Below are 17,300 nucleotides of genomic sequence, written 5' to 3' on the forward strand. Positions count from 1 at the left end.
ACTGATACTGATGTTCAGTTCCGCCGATACTTTAATGAAATAATATTTATTCGAAATCCAGAATCAGACATTGAAGAGGAAGTGCATGATGTCACCATCCTCCGCTACATAGTTCTTTCCTTCGATAGCCATCTTACCGGCCTCACGAACCGCACTTTCGCTACCGTATTTCACATAGTCATCATACTTGATCACCTCAGCACGTATGAAGCCCTTCTCAAAATCGGTATGGATCACGCCGGCACACTGCGGAGCCTTGCTACCCTTCATGAACGTCCACGCACGCACCTCATCCGCACCTGCGGTGAAGAAAGTCTGGAGATTCAGCAGGGCATAGGCGGCACGGATCAGACGCGCCACTCCCGACTCCTCAAGACCGATCTCGGCGAGAAATTCCTGACGCTCCTCAAATGTGTCAAGTTCGGCTATCTCGCTTTCTGTCTGTGCAGCCACAATGAGCAACTGGGCATTTTCATCCTTGATAGCCTCACGCACGGCCTCGACATACTTATTGCCGTTGACTGCCGAAGCGTCATCTACGTTGCAGACATACATCACCGGCTTGCTGGTCAGCAAGAACAGATCATGGGCAAACTTCTGTTCATCCACAGTCTCAAGCTCAACGGTACGCGCAGGTTTACCTTGCTGAAGGGCTTCCTGATACTTCTTCAGCACCTCATACTGCATCTTCGCTACTTTATCGCCCCCGGTCTGTGCCTGTTTCTGAGTCTTGGCAATACGGCTCTCCACCGTTTCAAGATCCTTGAGCTGAAGCTCGTAGTCAATGATTTCCTTGTCGCGGACAGGATCAACTGTATTATGAACGTGAGTCACGTTATCATCATCGAAACAACGGAGCACGTGCAGGATCGCATCCGTCTCCCTGATGTTGGCAAGAAACTTGTTGCCGAGACCCTCACCTTTGCTCGCACCTTGCACGAGACCGGCTATGTCCACAATCTCAACCGTTGCCGGGACAACGCTGCGTGGCTGACACATCTCAACGAGCTTGTTGAGACGCGCATCAGGCACCGTGATCACACCTACATTGGGTTCGATGGTGCAGAAAGGGAAATTGGCCGACTGAGCCTTTGCATTAGAGAGACAATTGAAAAGTGTAGATTTGCCGACATTAGGCAGGCCGACTATGCCGCATTGAAGTGCCATATTATATAGTTGATCTTATTTGATTGGTTACTATTCTTTATCAGAACTGATTAAAATTCCAGTTCGGGACTGCAAAAGTACATAAAAATCATGGGATTTCTATGCCGTTGGAATAAAGATGACGAAAAATAGCCCTACTACCGACGATTCCTCATCGATTTTACCACAAGTTTAGCAATACGGCTATTTTACCTTACATTCTCCGTACACACTTCCAACTCGGTCCGGCAAATGAATCCGAATTTCGGATGTGAGTGCAGAAGAAGAAGTTCAGCTAAGGAATCATAGTCAATATCACCTGACTCGTCTGTCCCCCTAAGATCAATCACCACATCTACCCCACCCCACCGGGAAGCCAGATCTTCAATCACGCGGTCCGTACAGCCATCACCGACGGGATCAAACGGGTAATACCGACATCCCTCCGCCTGCGCTAACGGCGTACAGAATTTCTTATCCGTGTGACATAGCGCAACCGACGATCCGACAGATCTGAACGACTTTGCCAACGCCCCGACAAACTCAGAGGCACCTCCGAAAACCACAACACGCATCTGCGGGAAAGTCAGCGCGAACTCACCCGGCTCCCGCTTCGCTCCTGACGCATAGACCACACGGCTTTTCGGCACAAGCTTCCCCGCGCGGTATTCCTCCATACGTTTTTCAAGATAATTGTCTGCCATATTATATTATTGGACTGATCTACACTTAATTGACGACAGGCCGAGCCCACTGTTCATGGACATAAACAACCCTTATAAACTCTCCGGCAAATTTATGAAAATCTACTCAAAGAATTCCCCCCTCCTTTATTATTTTATCTTAAATCCGGAGAGGAATTTGTAATTTTGCACCCATATTTATTCATGAATGCATCGGCTGATCCATAGAGGCCCACTTCATCACCCCTCAAATAGCCACTATTCATGAATCATCACTTTATACACCAAGCGAATGCAGTAAAAAAATGAAAATGTCCATCTTACGCCAGAAGCTCAAGCCGTGGATGCTGCCTATATCAATGGTGGCCGGAATACTCTTTCACGACTTTATGGGACGCATCGAATTTATCGCCCCCTATCTCATCTTCATCATGCTCTTCATCACCTTCTGCCGTGTGAAGCCAAGCGAATTTCGTATAACCCGCCTCTCTTGGGGGTTGCTTTCAGTTCAGATACTCGGAGCTATAGCCGTCTATTTCTGTCTGCTTCCGTTCAGTCCCGATCTGGCACAGGGGACTTTCATCTGCGTGTTCTGCCCGACAGCCACAGCCGCCCCGGTGATCACCGGTATGCTCGGAGGAAGCGTCCCGCGACTCGCCACATTCTCCATCATCTCCAATCTCACCGTCGCCATACTCGCTCCCATATTCTTCACGCTCATGGGCACTGACGCACAGATAGGGTTCATCGACTCCCTCACCACAATCTCAATAAAGGTGATGCCACTCATCATCCTCCCGCTCATCCTCGCTTTGATCCTACTTAAAGTAGCCCCGAAAGTCCATCATGCCGTTGCTGACCATCAGGCCATCTCGTTTTACATCTGGGCCGTCTCACTTTTTATAGTCGTCGGGCGCGCCGTCAGTTTTATCATGGACGAGCCTGCGGGAGCTGTCCCTGAGATGATATTGCTCGCCATCCTATCCGGAGCCGTGTGCTGCGCCCAGTTCTGGATCGGACGCAAAATCGGTCGTCGCTGTGGCGATAAGATCGCCGGAGCTCAGGGTCTCGGTCAGAAAAATACCGTCCTTGCGATATGGATGGCTCTCACATACCTCAACCCTGTCTCATCAGTCGCACCGGCGGCCTATGTGGCTTGGCAGAACACCATCAACTCCGCCCAGCTCTATTTCAAGGCCCGACGTGATGCAAAATCAGCCGGATAATCAGTCGGCATATATCCTCGTCAAATGTTAACGGAAAAACTAAAATCTCTCAATATACGTTAATATATCATGAGGATCTGAAGCCGAACGCTCTGCCTGTCATGCCTCCGTTCAACACCGGTCCTTCTTCTTACCGTTTCACTAACATCCTACACATTTAGCTATGGCACTCAACAGCATGTATGAGAATCTGATGGGCTTACCCCTCTTCAACGGTGTGAGCTACAATCGCATATCCGAGATCGTAGGCAGTACCCGCCTCGCTTTCTCAAAATATCTTCCCGGTGAAAAGATCCTTGATGCCGGCGATCCCTGTACACGCATGATGTTTGTGATCGGCGGCAGCGTGCGCCTCACTGTACGCAACAGCACTGACCGTTTCGTTGTCACCCAGACACTCGAAGCACCCACCGTTGTCTCTCCTGATTATCTTTTCGGACGCAATACCCTCTATCCTGCAACTGTCACCGCCATCGATACCGTCTCGATAATGCAGATCGACAAGAATGATTTCATCAGCATAATCCGCTCAGATGAAGTCTGTCTGTTCAACTATCTCAACTACATCTCAACCAACGCACAGAAAGCCATCGACGGTGTGCTTGCTCTCACCTCCGGATCGCTTGAAGAACGTATTGCCTTCTGGATCATCGCCCTCACGCAGCGCGATGGCAAGGACATCACGCTCTCATGCCGCCAGCGCGACCTCTATACCCTCTTCGGAGTGCAGCGTTCGTCATTCATCAGCACACTTGACGGCATGAAAGAACGCGGTCTCATCGACTATACCTCAACCGAAATCCGCGTACTATCCCGCACCGATCTCCGCTCAGTCCTCCTCAAATCCCCCGACTGATTCATAAATGTAAATATATTTGAGAACAGTTTGTAGGGACGCTGCGTGCAGCGTATGCCATATGAAATCCATCATATAAAACTGTAATGGAGAATATTTGGCATACACTGCACGCAGCGTCCCTACAAATATGTGCTGTTATGTGAAATTTAAATTTCAGTTGTATGGTTGGCGCAAGGTACAGTAATTATATCCGGGAACTTAATTATTTTGTACCACCACATGCTCCAACAGTAGATCTATCATCTCTTATCTCCCCAATCTGGACAGTACGCGGCCGATTTCGCCGATCCAGAGGACGAGGGATGTGCCGAGGACTATGATCACCCAGTCATGAAGCTTGAGGGGAACGACGTTGAAGAACTCGCCGCCGACCGTGACTATAATCACCTGACCAATGAAGATCACACAGGCAATCAGCAGGAACTCTCCGCATGACTGGAGATGGAACGCACTGCGGTGTGTGGCAAATGCACGTGCGTTGAACAGATTCCAGAACTGGAGCATCACAAAAGTCGTAAAGATGACCGACAGCTCGTAGGGGCTGAGACCTTGACTCGCACCAAGATGGATATTGACAAGATCCATCAGCGAGGTGACGTCGGCATGTTCAAACACATAGACCATACCGAGAATTATAGCTGAGAAAATCAGGCCTACACCTCCGATGAAACGCCACATGGGGTTAGTAATGATGAATGAACGGCGGTCACGCGGCTTGTCATCCATGACCGAACGCGACGGTGGAAGCGACGAGAGTGCCATTGACGCAAACGTATCCATGATGAGGTTCACCCACAGCATCTGCGTCACGGTCAGCGGCGATTCAGTACCCATGAAAGCTCCGACGAGCACCACCAGACAGGCCACAACATTGACTGTAAGCTGGAAAAGTATAAATCGCTGAAGATTCTGGAACAGCGAGCGTCCCCACATCACAGCGCGACCGATCGAGGCAAACGAATTGTCAACAATAGTTATGTCACTCGCCTCCTTTGCAACAGACGTACCATCGCCCATCGACAGTCCGACGTTGGCAGCCTTGAGCGCGGGAGCGTCGTTCGTACCGTCGCCGGTAACCGCAACCACATTGCCGTTCTTCTGCAGGGCTTCAACCAGTCTCTTCTTATCCATCGGACGGGCACGGGCGATAATCTTCATATCCCCTACCCGATCGAGAAGCTCATCGTCGGTCAGTGCGCCAAATTCCGGTCCGGTGATAATATTGCGTTCGCCATCAGTCGGTTGCCATAGTCCGATCTGACGTCCGATCTCTCTTGCAGTTGCAGGAGTATCGCCCGTAACGATCTTCACGGCTATTCCGGCATCAATACATTCACGGATAGCATCAGGGACCTCAGCTCTCACTGGATCAGCGATGGCCACGACACCCATGAAACGTATGCCATCGGCTTCGACTCCATTCTCACCGATACCATCAACTCCTGCAGGGAGCAGACAGGTAGCAAAACCGAGCGTGCGCATAGCCTTTTCCTGATAGCCGAGCAGCTGCTCGTTGATACGAGTGCGCTCCACACCGCCATCCACACTGTCGGCCATAGCCATGACAATCTCAGGCGCGCCCTTGATGAACAGTCTTTCCCCTTCTGGAGTAGCTATGACGGTAGCCATATACTTACGCTCGGTGGTAAACGGAAGTTCCCTCACCACTTTGGCATTTTCGCGGATCTCGCGGTAATCCACGCCGTTGTCGCGCAGCCACAGCAACAGTGCGCCTTCAGTCGGATTGCCGAGTACCGAGGGTTGCCCCTCGTTGGAAAGATCGAGCTGAGCGGTAGAGTTGACCGCAATGGCAGTCTCTATCAGACGGCTTTCTTCATTGTCACCGAGCTTGCCACCGGGAAGTCCGAAGAAATCGGTCTCGGCCACGCGCATCTGATTCTGTGTGAGTGTACCCGTTTTGTCGGTACAGATCACGGTGGTCGCGCCCATAGTCTCACAGGCATGCATCTTGCGCACGAGATTATTCGTGCGGAGCATACGCCTCATACTGTAGGCAAGACTGAGGGTGACCGCCATCGGCAGACCTTCGGGAACGGACACAACCACGAGCGTCACCGCTATCATGATACTCTGGAGGAAATAGGCTATGAACGAGAGCCATTCAAACTGACCGTTTTCAAGGAAATACATCACTATACGACCGATGATTATAGCGACACCGATCATATAGCTGCCCTTGGTGACGAGTCCTCCGAGACGTTCGAGCTGCTCGGTGAGCGGAGTCTTCGTGCCGTCGTCGATATGGGCGGCCTCATAGACCTTGCCGTTTTCAGTCGCATCACCGACAGCATATACTTCAGCCACACCGTGACCCTCCATGACACGGGTTCCGCGCATCACATGGTCCGACGGGAAAGTCGCCTCCGGATCAAAGTGTTCCGGATCGGTCGTCTTGGAGGCCATCGGTTCACCGGTAAGTGTCGATTCATCGACATTGAGCTGGGTCGATTCAAGCAGTCGTGCATCTGCCGGAATTTCCTGACCGGTATTGAGTATGATTATATCACCGACAACGACATCCTTTTTCGAGATCTCAGTAGGATTACCGTCGCGGATCACTTGTACCAGTTCGTCGTCATTTACCTGATTGAGAATCTTGAACTCATCCTCGGCCTTCTTCTCGAAGTAAAAGGACAGTCCAGTGGCAAGAAAAATAGCCATGAAGATTCCGACAGGTTCGAAGAACACGGCTCCGCCTTCGTCCAGCGCAAAGTATTCATAGAGTGAGATCAGTATCGACAACACTCCCGCCATGAGCAATACGATTATGAGCGGATCTTTGAACTTGGCTAAAAATAAATGCCATAGTGATTCTTCTGCAGGGGGAGTGAGCACATTTGCTCCATGAAGACGGCGGCTTTCTTCGACCTGCTGGGCGGTCAGGCCGCGCTGCGGTGCTGGATTAGGGGTCATAGTGAAAAGTGATAGTTTTATGCGGGCACAAAAGTATTATTTTAATATGTCACTTGCAAGTCATAAACTATGTTTTGTGATCATAAGTCGTTCTGCCATCATAGAAAAATGATACAGGCTAATTTAATAACACTTGAAATAGCTTTTTGCTCACGCACAGTCTCTTTCAGCACGCAATGCGCGCTTCTTAGCTTGCCTGATCAATCTTTGTAGCTCCCGACGTTCCCGACGGTTAAGCTGGCGCACGCCCTTTACGTCCTCAGCCATATTCCTGATTATATAACCTGCCATATCCACCTCCGGCACAGTTATCTCCACGTTTTTTTGCTCTTGCTTCATGGTGGTTTGCTCTTTAGCGCATCCGGGCTGTGTGTCTTGTGGCCGTTCATCCGTTTTATATGATCCGTTTCCATCTCCTTGCTTCTCGATTCCATGTGGTGTATCGGGATGCTTTATATGCGCAGTCATGACCGCCTCATCAGCCAAACCGTCGCTTTCCACGTCAGAAACGGCTTCTTGATTCTCCGGTTTATAAACCCGACTGGCCTCATCCCCACAGGATTTTGCTGATCTCCTTGCCACAGCTCGCTCCCTCGCCTTGCGCGAACGCATCATAGCCTTGTCTATCTCAGGTTTCAGCAGTAGAAAGATTATCCTTACCAAAATCAGTGCATCTCTCTCAGGCTCTACTCCTTTAAAGATATAGTTGTCAATAGCCATCTTGACAGCTATATAAGGGGTATTACCGCCATCTATAACCATCATTACCCCCTTGACACGGTTGTCCAAATCGGCATAGAATTTTTTCGAAACACCATTGACTCCCTTACTCTTTTTGATTCTGGATTCCTTCCTCTTTCCATCATCAGCAACACCATCCTCATACATTACCCCTGAAAGCATCGGATCGACAGACGATCTTGAAACAACAGGAAACTCCGAGACGTGTGATAGCTCCGGGATAACCAAAGATCCGGTAGCCATAGGCGTAGCTGTAGTTTCAACAGTTACTGATCCAGCAGATGCAGATTCATTCGTAAAGAAGTGAGATATTTTCATAGTCTAAAATTAATCCGATAAGTAATTTTGTCTCCACAAATTTACCACCACCCCACCCCCGAAACAGTGCGATAACGAAAAAGATTCTTCCAATAATTACTTAGCAGCCTTACGCAAAAATCTATCCTAAGCTTTCCTTATTAGTTTGCTCATTAATCAGCGTGCTCGCTATTGAATAGCATCAATTTCCCATCCGATCGAGTTTCATCAATCCATCTTGTCTATTTCCCAACTTTTTAGATTAATTTTGTACTTGAAAAATAAACGTTTTATAAACAATGTCTGCAAAAAAAAATACCATACAGGTTGAGGATCTTGTCACAGGTTATACTGACCGAAACCGTCGGATTCCGGTGACGGATAGTGTGACCGCATCACTGCGTTCGGGAGAACTGACTTGTCTGCTTGGACCGAACGGAGCTGGAAAATCGACACTTCTGAAAACTCTTTCCGCCTTCCTGCCTCCGCTTAGTGGAAAAATCCTGATCAACGGACGGGATCTGGACGAGTACCCGGCGGAAGAACTCGCCAAAGTCATAGGGGTGGTGCTGACCGAAAGATTGAGTCTCGCAAATATGTCCGTAGAGGAGCTTATCGGTCTTGGGCGCAGTCCATACACAGGTTTTTGGGGCGCACTGACCGAAAGTGACCGGCAGATCGTAGATGAAGCCATCGCACTTGTGAAAATCGAGAATCTTCGCCACCGTGCCATCAACACCCTCAGCGATGGCGAACGGCAGAAAGTAATGATTGCCAAGACTCTCGCGCAGGAAACACCGGTGATTTTCCTTGACGAGCCGACTGCCTTTCTCGACTATCCCAGTAAAGTGGAGATCATGCAGCTGCTCCAGTCGCTTTCACGCCTGAAAGACAAGACTGTATTCCTCTCGACCCACGATCTTGAACTCGCCCTCCAGATAGCCGACCGCGTATGGCTCATCGACAAGCCCCACGGTGTAATCATCGGTACGCCGGAGGATCTGGCTTTCAATGGCGAACTAGGACGATATTTCGACAGCGACGGCGTGAGATTCGATCCTGTGACGGGGCTTTTCTGTATAAATCGCCGTCCCGATCGCCATATCAGACTAATCGGAGACAACGGCCGCCGCACGCTCGTCGCAAGAGCCCTTGCTCGCAACGGTATTGCAATCATAGAACCCGCCGACGAATCAATCGCTGATAATGACAGTGACACCTGCACTGTCGAAATCACAGCATACGGCTACAGGTTGAACAACGACAGCATACTTCCTACTGTCGAAGCCCTGATTGATGCAATGGATGACATTATGTGATGATGATGACGCAGTCCCCTCAGTCATCAGTCGATCCGTAATGTCTTGGCGAGGATCTCTATGTCAGCCCCGTCAAAATGCATCAACATATAGGTGTCATCAATGTCAAGACGGACTCCGGAAAGCCTATCATTGGTCTTCTCGTAATCCCATTTGGTTCTTATGACCTCTCCGAAAGTAAATTTCAGCCTGTCAATGATACCCTCGTTATCTCTTTCAGACGTGATGGTATCAACCGTCCGCGTCTCTCCCCCATTTGAAACAACCTCGACCGTCAACGTGCCTTCGGCTTTCGAATAGTCGAGAGATTCGATGAATCCACCCTTCAGCCTCCCTACGGCAGCCTGAAGAATCTCACCGCGTGTGACCCTTGCAAGAGCATCGGGATTCACTCCGTCCTCATATCTCACCATATCCGCACGATAAGTCATAGCCTCATCAAAGGCCCGCATTACATACTCACGCTCACCCTCGTGAAGAAGTTTCGGATAGGGCGAAGGCTTGAACTCAGTGTGATAATAGAGACTGCCGCGCTGAAGAGGCTTGAACGGAACCGGAGCACTCTGCAGCACACGCAACCTCATCCACGGGATGCGCGAATGATGCTTGGGCCATTTCCTAAGCTCATTGCGCGGATTGACCTCGCTGAACGGCAGACCGATCTCCTCGATCTCAAGCTTGCCTATCATCTGAAGGATAGGACTTGATGCGTAGAAAAACACCAGATCACCGACTTCGAACTTGAAGCGCGCAAACGTAGGCCAGTCGAGTGTCTCACCCGGCACGAGAGCCTCCGACATCTTGAAGTGTTCCGGCTTACTTGTGAATACCCAGTATCTCATCGTTCGGATCTCCTTTCATTTCCTCATTGTTTCTGCTCTGTCATACCATCCTTTGCCTGAGCCGCGCGGCGTGCTGCAAGCTGACGCTTCACACTTTTCTCACTTGCCATGATATAGATGACACTGAAAATTCCCGATGCCACAAGTATTATGGCTTGAAAACTCCAGCAGACAATCGAGTAGGCCGCGCCGTCGCTGTTGCTTATTCCAAACAAACTGAGCGCGAACATCACAGCCAGATTCCACGGACCGAGACCGCCGTTGGACGGCACAGCCATGCTGCATGATCCGAATACAAACACCACAAGACCCGGAACAAGACCGAGTGTGTAGGGTGAATTTGTGATCAGTTCACGCGTGAACGGGAAAGCGAAAAAGCAGACATAAGTCTCGAAGAAATAGCAGATCCATATACCGAAAGTCAGCACGATGTAAAGCCCCGTACCTTTCATGTGGAACAGTACCTTGAAGCCGTTCCACATACGGAGCATACTGGTATTGACCCCTTTGACAAACTTCGTGTCACGGAAATACCAATCAGCGACGATCAGCAATGCGAGGATCGCTATAATCGCTATCCACAGCACACCATTGGTCGTGATGCGGTCTATCGCCTCACCCAGCGGATAGCGGTCGAGGAAACGTTCAATCGCCGGATGGGCCACAAAAGCTGTCAGAATCATGATCATAAGAATCATCACTCCGTCCGAGGCGCGATCGCCGAGATCCGTTCCGACTACGGTCGAGAGTTTGCAGCCCTCACGACGCGTGATATAGACACATCTCCATGCCTCACCGAGAAATGGAAAAACGAGATTCAGTGCGTATGCACCGAAGATCGACACACTCTCTGCCACAGCAGGGATACGCGGAATCCCTGCCGCACGCAACTGGATGCCCCAGCGGATACCACGTATGATATGCGATAGGACTGTTATGGCCATCATTGCCACTATGTAGCGGTAATCAACACCCTGCCTGATTATGCTCTCGACCTGATGGATATTGACCTTATGGAAAAGCCATACGATCAGACCACCCGACACGAGGAGCGGCACAAGATATTTGAGCACACGTTTGACAGCATCCATAAAATCTCTGTGATCTCCGGAAGGGGACGACGATGGGCCGGACGATTTCCGGGTCACCGATTTTGAGGACAAAGAAGCATCCGTGGCAGGTGTGGGTGTCTTAGAAGTATCCATATCAAGCATAAGAGGTTTAACGTTTAATAGTTGAAGAGTGTATGACTTTCTAACAAATTTAGAGCCTAAAGAGATTGAAGCGATCTAAATTTAGGATAAAAACCATCCTGAATCCAATGGATTATACTAACTTTGTCAGCCGACATTCAAACTTTACAATAGACAAATTCCGTTCATGTCCATACTCATTCAGACATATCACTCTCCATTCGGTGACCTCATCCTCGGATCGTATGACAACAGGCTCTGTATCTGTGAGTGGCTGTCGGGTAAAAGCAATGACGGCATCCACCGCCGACTCGCCCGCTACCTCAAAACCGATTTTCTTAATGGTACGTCGGATGTGATGGCAGAATGTGCCTGTCAGCTTGACGAATACTTCGGCGGTCAGCGACGCGAATTTTCCATCCCCATCCTCCTTGCCGGAACTGATTTTCAAAAAGCCGTATGGCAGACGCTGTCGCAGATTCCATACGGAACTACAATTTCCTACTCCGAACTTGCCGGGATGATCGGACACCCCGCATCAGTGCGCGCGGTCGCGAACGCCAACGGGGCAAATGCCATTTCTATCCTCCTCCCCTGTCACCGTGTCATCGGAGCGGATCATAGTCTTACCGGCTACGGAGGGGGACTGGAAACGAAACGCGCCCTGCTCGAAATGGAGGCAGAGCGCGTGGTGCATAGTACCCGGAGCGGCCGTTCAGCTCTTTTTTGAACGTGGCCGGAGTTTAACTCTTCATGAAAGGATTCCCTTTCGGGGAACGGCTGACTACCCAACGGAAGGCGTTGACCACAAGGAGATTCTGCGTAGCATCGGTGAATTCGGTATCACCATGACCGAAGTTAAGATAAACCATGCGGTAATTCCTGTTGGTCCACACCACAGGAAAATCACCATAATATATTATATCCTTGATTCCGATTGGATAATTTTTCTGTGAGAGTGACACGAGGATATCCACATCTGGATTCTCTGTCGGTGACGGACTCCACTGATACCACTCGCATTCGGGAGCGACGAAGGAAGCAGGCAGGTTTTTCGTGACGGCATGTGCGTTATCGTGCACATCAAGCAGTGCGGGCTGCGGTGGCCAAGTGTTGCAATAGAATTTACCTGCACCAAGAAAATCATTGAACCATTTCCAATGTGTGCGCCCATCATTGTAGGCAGCGGCGTGGAATCCGATCCATCCCCCACCTTCATTCATATACCGCTCGAAGGCCGTTCTTTCGTTTTGATCAAACTGCATGGTGTTTATTGCGATCACCACGTCGTATTCCTTTAGTCTTTCATAAGGATACTCGGCCATAGATGTCGTGCGGTCGAGTATATAGCCCTCACCGTATGACAGGCGATGGAAATATTCGATGGCCTGTCGTGCGAAATCGACGTGTGCAGGTTCGGCCGTGTCGCTGTAATAAAGCAGAGCTTTGAAGCGCGGGGCGCGGGCGTAATCGGCCGCATAACGGTCAGGAAGCATGGCGGAAGCTACAGCCGTCCGCAGTTCGTTGGCATCGTTATCACCGCTGTAGTCCCAATACATCAAGCCTTTAAGCCCCATGTTCTTCACATAGTCGGCTTTTAGACCGATCGAACGGGCATTGTCATATCCGATGACGAGTCGGCCGGAACTGTCGGCCATATAAGGCACCATGGCCACTGAATCCCACTCTTCATGGCAACCGGGGAGCGCAGAAATGGAAGCATAATTCACAAAATTGCCGTAAGGCTCTGCGCCACGGCCATAGAAAGGAATTCCGACTACAAGTTTTTCAGCAGGCACTCCGGCCGCAAGATGCGTGGCAACAGCTTTTTCAACCGACATGTCTCCGGTATTTTCCGAGCAGTGGAGCGGCGCATGATGGCGCGGTGCCGAAGCCATATCGTAAGTCATTATATTGATGAAATCAACGCTTCCTTTCAGATCGTTCAAGAGACAGCCCGCGCCACCCGCTCCCGTCGCTATGGTCAGAAGCTTATCCTTGCCAAGCGATTTGCGCAGGTCTTTCAGGAGACTGACAAAATTAGCGGGATCATCGGGCGAGGAAGATATTCCGGCTGCGCTACTGCCGGGATACTCCCAGTCAATGTCTATGCCGTCAATTCCATATCGGTCCACCACGTCACTGCACGCTTCGGCAAACTTCCTGCGCAGATCTTTGTCGGCTGCCATCTCACTGAACCGTCCGCTACCCCATCCGCCGACGGAAAGGAGGACTTTCAGCTTAGGATTTTCTCTTTTAAGATCGGCAATGGCACGGAAACGGTCTATATTGTCGATCCTCACGCTGTCAAATGACTCCGTCACGTGACCGAAAGCATAATTCAGGTGAGTCATGTAGTGGGGATTGGGAAGTTCGCTACTCCATGATGTGACGTAGGCCACAACATAGCGGTCATCCGTGGATTTAGCAGACATGGACAAGCCAAAGCCGAGGGCTATGAGCAGACTCAGCATTGCGAAACGTAAAAGCGACTTAGGCCGCTGTGCGGAATGGTCATGATACATTTGCATTCGACAGGCAATTTTTTAGATATGATTTCGGGAGTTAATTTTATACAAATGTAGGCAATACTTCCAACAGCTCCCGCCCATAGGCGGCACGTCATTACCTATAGGTAACATTCGCCGGCTATGTATATGGTTGCGCCTTCACTCGCTGTGAACAGGCTACATCCTGAATCATAATCCGTTAGATAATCATATCCGTTTCAAACACTGGACTCTGTGAAGTAAGTTCCGGAGTAATCCCCCCGTACCCGATGACCTCGGCCAATCATTCATTAGGACGCAGAAGTTCGATCCAGTAACCGTCGGGATCCTCGATGAAATATATTCCCATGGCGGGGTTCTCAAAGCAGACCACTCCCATTTTCTTATGATAAGCGAGGAGATCATCGTAGTTCTGACCGGCATCAAGACGCAGGGCAAGGTGAGTCTCATTCTCGCCTAAATCATAGTTCTGCGGATGGTCACGCATACAGGTGAGTTCAAGACGGAAGCCAGTCTTACCGTCGCCCATATAAGTGATGGTAAACGCACCGTCAGGTCCGTCGATATGGCTCAGTTCCTTGAGTCCGAGTGCCTCCTGATAGAATTTCATCGATCTTTCACGATCGGCAACGTTAATATTATAATGATCAAAGTGAAGTTTAAAATCCATAGCGGAATGCAAAAATTTTCAGATGTTTCAGGAATATTCCTATCAATCTATACCCTGAAAGCCTGTAAAAGGTTCACTCTCCGGAAATCATGTGCATAAGATTGATCAGTAACCCTTAGGCATAGATGTCCGGATTCGATAATCACTTAAAGTCATCTCTCCCATAAAGCATAAATATGCCATTTGAGTAGAATATTTTTTCTTTTTGTTATGATTTTCGCTATTTTCATATCCAATTTTTATTACATTTGCAAAAATTTTATCAACACTAAACAAAATCACATTTGGCATCTGCATTTTGCCAATTGATCCGAGGGATGATATAATCCAATTATTAATCACATAATCAAAAACTTTATGAACAATTTTACTAAAGTTTATCGTTCAGTGGGTGCTTGCTTATGTCTGTCAGTATTTGCTCCCGCATGGGCCGATACGGTGCAGGTAGGCAACCTGTTTTTTGAGGCGGACAACACCGCAAAGACAGCAACAGTCGTAAAGGACGCTTCCTACGCAGACCTAACATCCGTCACAATTCCCGGTAAAGTAACAATAAGCGATGCCGAATACACGGTGACAGCCGTCGGTATCTCTGCCTTCGAGAAGTGCAGCAACCTTACGACCCTGAATTTCGAGGAGGGCGTAACGGTAATTGACGAGAAAGCTTTCAGCAGCTGTAAGGGACTGACGTCCATTTCGTTTCCCAACACTCTTACCACTGTCAACAAAAGTGCCTTTTCAAGTTGTTCGGGTCTGACATCACTCGTGTTGCCTGCCAACCTCTCAACCATCGAAAATTCCGGCTTCGGTAACTGTACGAAACTCGTCGAGCTTACACTCCCGGCAAGCCTGAAAACACTCACCTACAATGCTTTCACCGGCGCATCGGCTCTCAAAACCGTAAACTTCGCTGAGGGACTCGAAACCATCGAGAACAATGCCTTCTACGGTAGCGGACTTGAGACCGTCACCCTCCCCTCTTCGATCAAATCACTTGGCACCGGTGCTTTCAGCAACAGCAGCAAGCTTAAAACTATCGTATTGCCTGAAGGCATGACTTCTCTCGGCGATCAGGCTTTCTATAAGTGCTCTTCACTTGAGGAAGCGAAGTTTCCCTCGACGCTCGAATCCATCGGCAACGCTACATTCTATGAGTGCAAGGCACTTAATGGCGTGACATTCCCGGCCGGAATAAAGAGTATCAACGACAATGCTTTCTACGGATGTGCATCCCTTACATCGATCGTATGGCCTGAATCCCTTACATCGATCAACGATAATATGTTTTATGAATGCAACGCGCTTGCTGACATAAAACTGCACGAAAACGTCACTTACATCGGCAAGAGTGCTTTCCGTGGATGCGCGTTTGAATCAATCGACCTTCCCTCAAAGATCACCCAGATAAGCGATGGTACTTTTTATTCATGTGAGAATCTCTCACATATAGATATCCCTGAAAGTGTTACATCCATCGGCACTAACGCATTCAGATTCACCGGTCTAACGGAGCTGAATATTTCAGCAAACGTCACCTCCCTCGGCAGCAGCATGATCACCGGCTGTACAAAACTCCAACGTGTCAATATCGCTGAAGGAAATCCCAACTATACGGATATCGACGGTGTGATCTTCAATAAGGAAAAAACTCTGCTCCTCGCTTATCCCGGAGGTAAAGGCGAAGAGTATGACATGCCCGATTCCACTGAAGAAATCTTTCAGTATGCGTTCAATCAGGTTGCCTCTATCAAAAGTATCAAGTTCTCCAAGAACCTGAAAGTCATCGGCCTCTCTGCCTTCTATGGCTGCTCTCAGCTTGAAGCTATCGAGTTCTATGATGCTCTTGAGAAAATCGGTGACACAGCTTTCTTCATGGACCGTGGTATCAAGTCCGTAAAAATGACCAACAACAATGCTCTTAACATCCAGTTCGGCAACAACGCTCTTTCAATGCTCGGCATTTCTCAAATGTTGTTCCCCGAAGGAATCAAGAGCATCGGCGTAGGCGAGACCGCCAACTATTCCGTGATGGGTTCATGCACAGCTGTCGAATGGATCAGCTTCCCCTCGACACTTGAGGAACTCTCACCGCTCGGTTCAGGCTGTCTCGGACTGAGAGCTATTTACAGTTTCGCCGTCGTTCCTCCCGTGCTTAAAGGTACAAATAAAATCACAATCGCCCCCACTGTGAAAGTTCCTAAAGGCTCAGCCGAAGCCTACAAAGCCGCATGGTCTGAACTCTATCCTAATGTGACATTCGAGGATGTGCTTCCTCTCCCCCCTGTCACTGAATCAAACGGCAACACAGCCACCATAAGCTGGGAAACTTTCTCGGATGATATCTACGGAGGTTCGCCCGTCCGTTACGTCATTTCTCTTGACAATGATTCGGAAGACACCGTCATCGAGGGTGAAGCTGCTACAGCCAAAAATATCAGCCATACATTCAGCAACCTTGCAAACGGTTCATACAACTATACTATAAAGGGCTTCTCGTCTCTCGGCGAGCTTTCATTCTTGCACAACGGTAAGTTTGAGATTGAAACCTCCGCTATCGACAACATCTCGGCAAGTAACGATATCGTATCAGTTGAGTATTACGATGTCAAGGGCTATAAGGTAACCGCACCGGTAGCCAACACTCTCTACATTGTCCGCACGACCTACGCCGACGGCAGTGTCGATACAGCAAAACAGGTCTTCAAATAAACCGCCTGTTTGATATCATTATAAGATATCAATCTGATATTTTTATCCGATATCACGGCTCTTTCATTTAAAAACGCTTTGGTTTTTAAATGAAAGAGCCGTGACTATACTATGAACACTTTACACTGAAATTATGGCAAAAATTTGGAAAGTTAAAGGTAAAATTATATT

At 49.1% G+C, this 17,300-nt stretch carries 13 protein-coding genes; 5 read left to right on the plus strand and 8 right to left on the minus strand.

What is annotated here, in order from left to right:
• Positions 1 to 63: 63 nt before the first annotated feature.
• Both ychF and K2G41_RS04985 read right to left on the minus strand, forming a co-directional pair.
• On the minus strand, positions 64 to 1,167 hold the full coding sequence (gene ychF, locus K2G41_RS04980) for a redox-regulated ATPase YchF (protein WP_300115344.1): 1,104 nt from the start codon (positions 1,165 to 1,167) through the stop codon (positions 64 to 66).
• A 188-nt stretch (positions 1,168 to 1,355) separates the two neighbouring features.
• Positions 1,356 to 1,850, minus strand: coding sequence for a hypothetical protein (locus K2G41_RS04985; protein WP_300115348.1), 495 nt, complete (start codon positions 1,848 to 1,850; stop codon positions 1,356 to 1,358).
• Positions 1,851 to 2,134: 284 nt separating this feature from the next.
• On the opposite strand from K2G41_RS04985, the gene K2G41_RS04990 reads away from it, so the two are divergent.
• On the plus strand, positions 2,135 to 3,055 hold the full coding sequence (locus K2G41_RS04990) for a transporter (protein WP_300115356.1): 921 nt from the start codon (positions 2,135 to 2,137) through the stop codon (positions 3,053 to 3,055).
• A 163-nt stretch (positions 3,056 to 3,218) separates the two neighbouring features.
• Positions 3,219 to 3,911, plus strand: coding sequence for a Crp/Fnr family transcriptional regulator (locus K2G41_RS04995; RefSeq protein ID WP_300115365.1), 693 nt, complete (start codon positions 3,219 to 3,221; stop codon positions 3,909 to 3,911).
• Between the two features lie 249 nt (positions 3,912 to 4,160).
• On the opposite strand, the gene K2G41_RS05000 is transcribed toward K2G41_RS04995, so the two are convergent.
• Positions 4,161 to 6,848 carry a calcium-translocating P-type ATPase, PMCA-type gene (locus K2G41_RS05000; protein ID WP_300115377.1) on the minus strand — a complete coding sequence of 896 codons (2,688 nt, stop codon included), beginning with the start codon at positions 6,846 to 6,848 and terminating at the stop codon, positions 4,161 to 4,163.
• A gap of 150 nt (positions 6,849 to 6,998) precedes the next feature.
• Positions 6,999 to 7,907 carry a hypothetical protein gene (locus tag K2G41_RS05005; RefSeq protein ID WP_300115389.1) on the minus strand — a complete coding sequence of 303 codons (909 nt, stop codon included), beginning with the start codon at positions 7,905 to 7,907 and terminating at the stop codon, positions 6,999 to 7,001.
• 278 nt (positions 7,908 to 8,185) lie between these two features.
• Here K2G41_RS05005 and K2G41_RS05010 point away from each other — a divergent pair, with 278 nt between their 5' ends.
• Positions 8,186 to 9,205 (plus strand): ABC transporter ATP-binding protein, encoded by a 1,020-nt coding sequence (locus K2G41_RS05010; RefSeq protein WP_300115419.1) that lies wholly within the window; start codon positions 8,186 to 8,188, stop codon positions 9,203 to 9,205.
• A 26-nt stretch (positions 9,206 to 9,231) separates the two neighbouring features.
• On the opposite strand, the gene K2G41_RS05015 is transcribed toward K2G41_RS05010, so the two are convergent.
• Entirely contained in the window at positions 9,232 to 10,047 is an 816-nt protein-coding gene (locus K2G41_RS05015; protein ID WP_300115434.1) for a hypothetical protein, read from the minus strand.
• A gap of 23 nt (positions 10,048 to 10,070) precedes the next feature.
• Complete coding sequence (locus K2G41_RS05020; RefSeq protein WP_300115441.1) at positions 10,071 to 11,138, minus strand: lysylphosphatidylglycerol synthase transmembrane domain-containing protein; 1,068 nt, start codon at positions 11,136 to 11,138, stop codon at positions 10,071 to 10,073.
• Between the two features lie 289 nt (positions 11,139 to 11,427).
• On the opposite strand from K2G41_RS05020, the gene K2G41_RS05025 reads away from it, so the two are divergent.
• Positions 11,428 to 11,970: a methylated-DNA--[protein]-cysteine S-methyltransferase gene (locus tag K2G41_RS05025; protein ID WP_300115445.1), complete on the plus strand. Its 543-nt coding sequence runs from the start codon at positions 11,428 to 11,430 to the stop codon at positions 11,968 to 11,970.
• A gap of 13 nt (positions 11,971 to 11,983) precedes the next feature.
• Here the strand turns inward: K2G41_RS05025 and K2G41_RS05030 are convergent, their stop codons facing one another.
• A complete protein-coding gene (locus K2G41_RS05030; RefSeq protein WP_300115447.1) occupies positions 11,984 to 13,771 on the minus strand; it encodes a glycosyl hydrolase family 18 protein in 1,788 nt (595 codons plus the stop codon).
• A gap of 262 nt (positions 13,772 to 14,033) precedes the next feature.
• Positions 14,034 to 14,420 carry a VOC family protein gene (locus K2G41_RS05035; protein ID WP_300115462.1) on the minus strand — a complete coding sequence of 129 codons (387 nt, stop codon included), beginning with the start codon at positions 14,418 to 14,420 and terminating at the stop codon, positions 14,034 to 14,036.
• A gap of 357 nt (positions 14,421 to 14,777) precedes the next feature.
• Between K2G41_RS05035 and K2G41_RS05040 the strand changes: the two genes are divergently transcribed.
• On the plus strand, positions 14,778 to 17,129 hold the full coding sequence (locus K2G41_RS05040; RefSeq protein WP_300115470.1) for a leucine-rich repeat protein: 2,352 nt from the start codon (positions 14,778 to 14,780) through the stop codon (positions 17,127 to 17,129).
• Positions 17,130 to 17,300 lie beyond the last annotated feature (171 nt).

It is taken from the genome of Duncaniella sp. (genome assembly GCF_029056165.1).
Taxonomy (GTDB): Bacteria; Bacteroidota; Bacteroidia; order Bacteroidales; family Muribaculaceae; genus Duncaniella.

Excerpts from the sequence above, each read along its gene's own strand:
- K2G41_RS05025 (WP_300115445.1), top strand. The coding sequence starts at position 11,428 with ATGTCCATACTCATTCAGACATATCACTCTCCATTCGGTGACCTCATC.
- K2G41_RS05005 (WP_300115389.1), bottom strand. The coding sequence starts at position 7,907 with ATGAAAATATCTCACTTCTTTACGAATGAATCTGCATCTGCTGGATCA.
- K2G41_RS05030 (WP_300115447.1), bottom strand. The coding sequence starts at position 13,771 with ATGCAAATGTATCATGACCATTCCGCACAGCGGCCTAAGTCGCTTTTA.
- K2G41_RS04995 (WP_300115365.1), top strand. The coding sequence starts at position 3,219 with ATGGCACTCAACAGCATGTATGAGAATCTGATGGGCTTACCCCTCTTC.
- K2G41_RS05010 (WP_300115419.1), top strand. The coding sequence starts at position 8,186 with ATGTCTGCAAAAAAAAATACCATACAGGTTGAGGATCTTGTCACAGGT.
- K2G41_RS05000 (WP_300115377.1), bottom strand. The coding sequence starts at position 6,848 with ATGACCCCTAATCCAGCACCGCAGCGCGGCCTGACCGCCCAGCAGGTC.
- K2G41_RS05015 (WP_300115434.1), bottom strand. The coding sequence starts at position 10,047 with ATGAGATACTGGGTATTCACAAGTAAGCCGGAACACTTCAAGATGTCG.
- K2G41_RS05020 (WP_300115441.1), bottom strand. The coding sequence starts at position 11,138 with ATGGATGCTGTCAAACGTGTGCTCAAATATCTTGTGCCGCTCCTCGTG.
- K2G41_RS05035 (WP_300115462.1), bottom strand. The coding sequence starts at position 14,420 with ATGGATTTTAAACTTCACTTTGATCATTATAATATTAACGTTGCCGAT.
- ychF (WP_300115344.1), bottom strand. The coding sequence starts at position 1,167 with ATGGCACTTCAATGCGGCATAGTCGGCCTGCCTAATGTCGGCAAATCT.
- K2G41_RS04990 (WP_300115356.1), top strand. The coding sequence starts at position 2,135 with ATGAAAATGTCCATCTTACGCCAGAAGCTCAAGCCGTGGATGCTGCCT.
- K2G41_RS04985 (WP_300115348.1), bottom strand. The coding sequence starts at position 1,850 with ATGGCAGACAATTATCTTGAAAAACGTATGGAGGAATACCGCGCGGGG.
- K2G41_RS05040 (WP_300115470.1), top strand. The coding sequence starts at position 14,778 with ATGAACAATTTTACTAAAGTTTATCGTTCAGTGGGTGCTTGCTTATGT.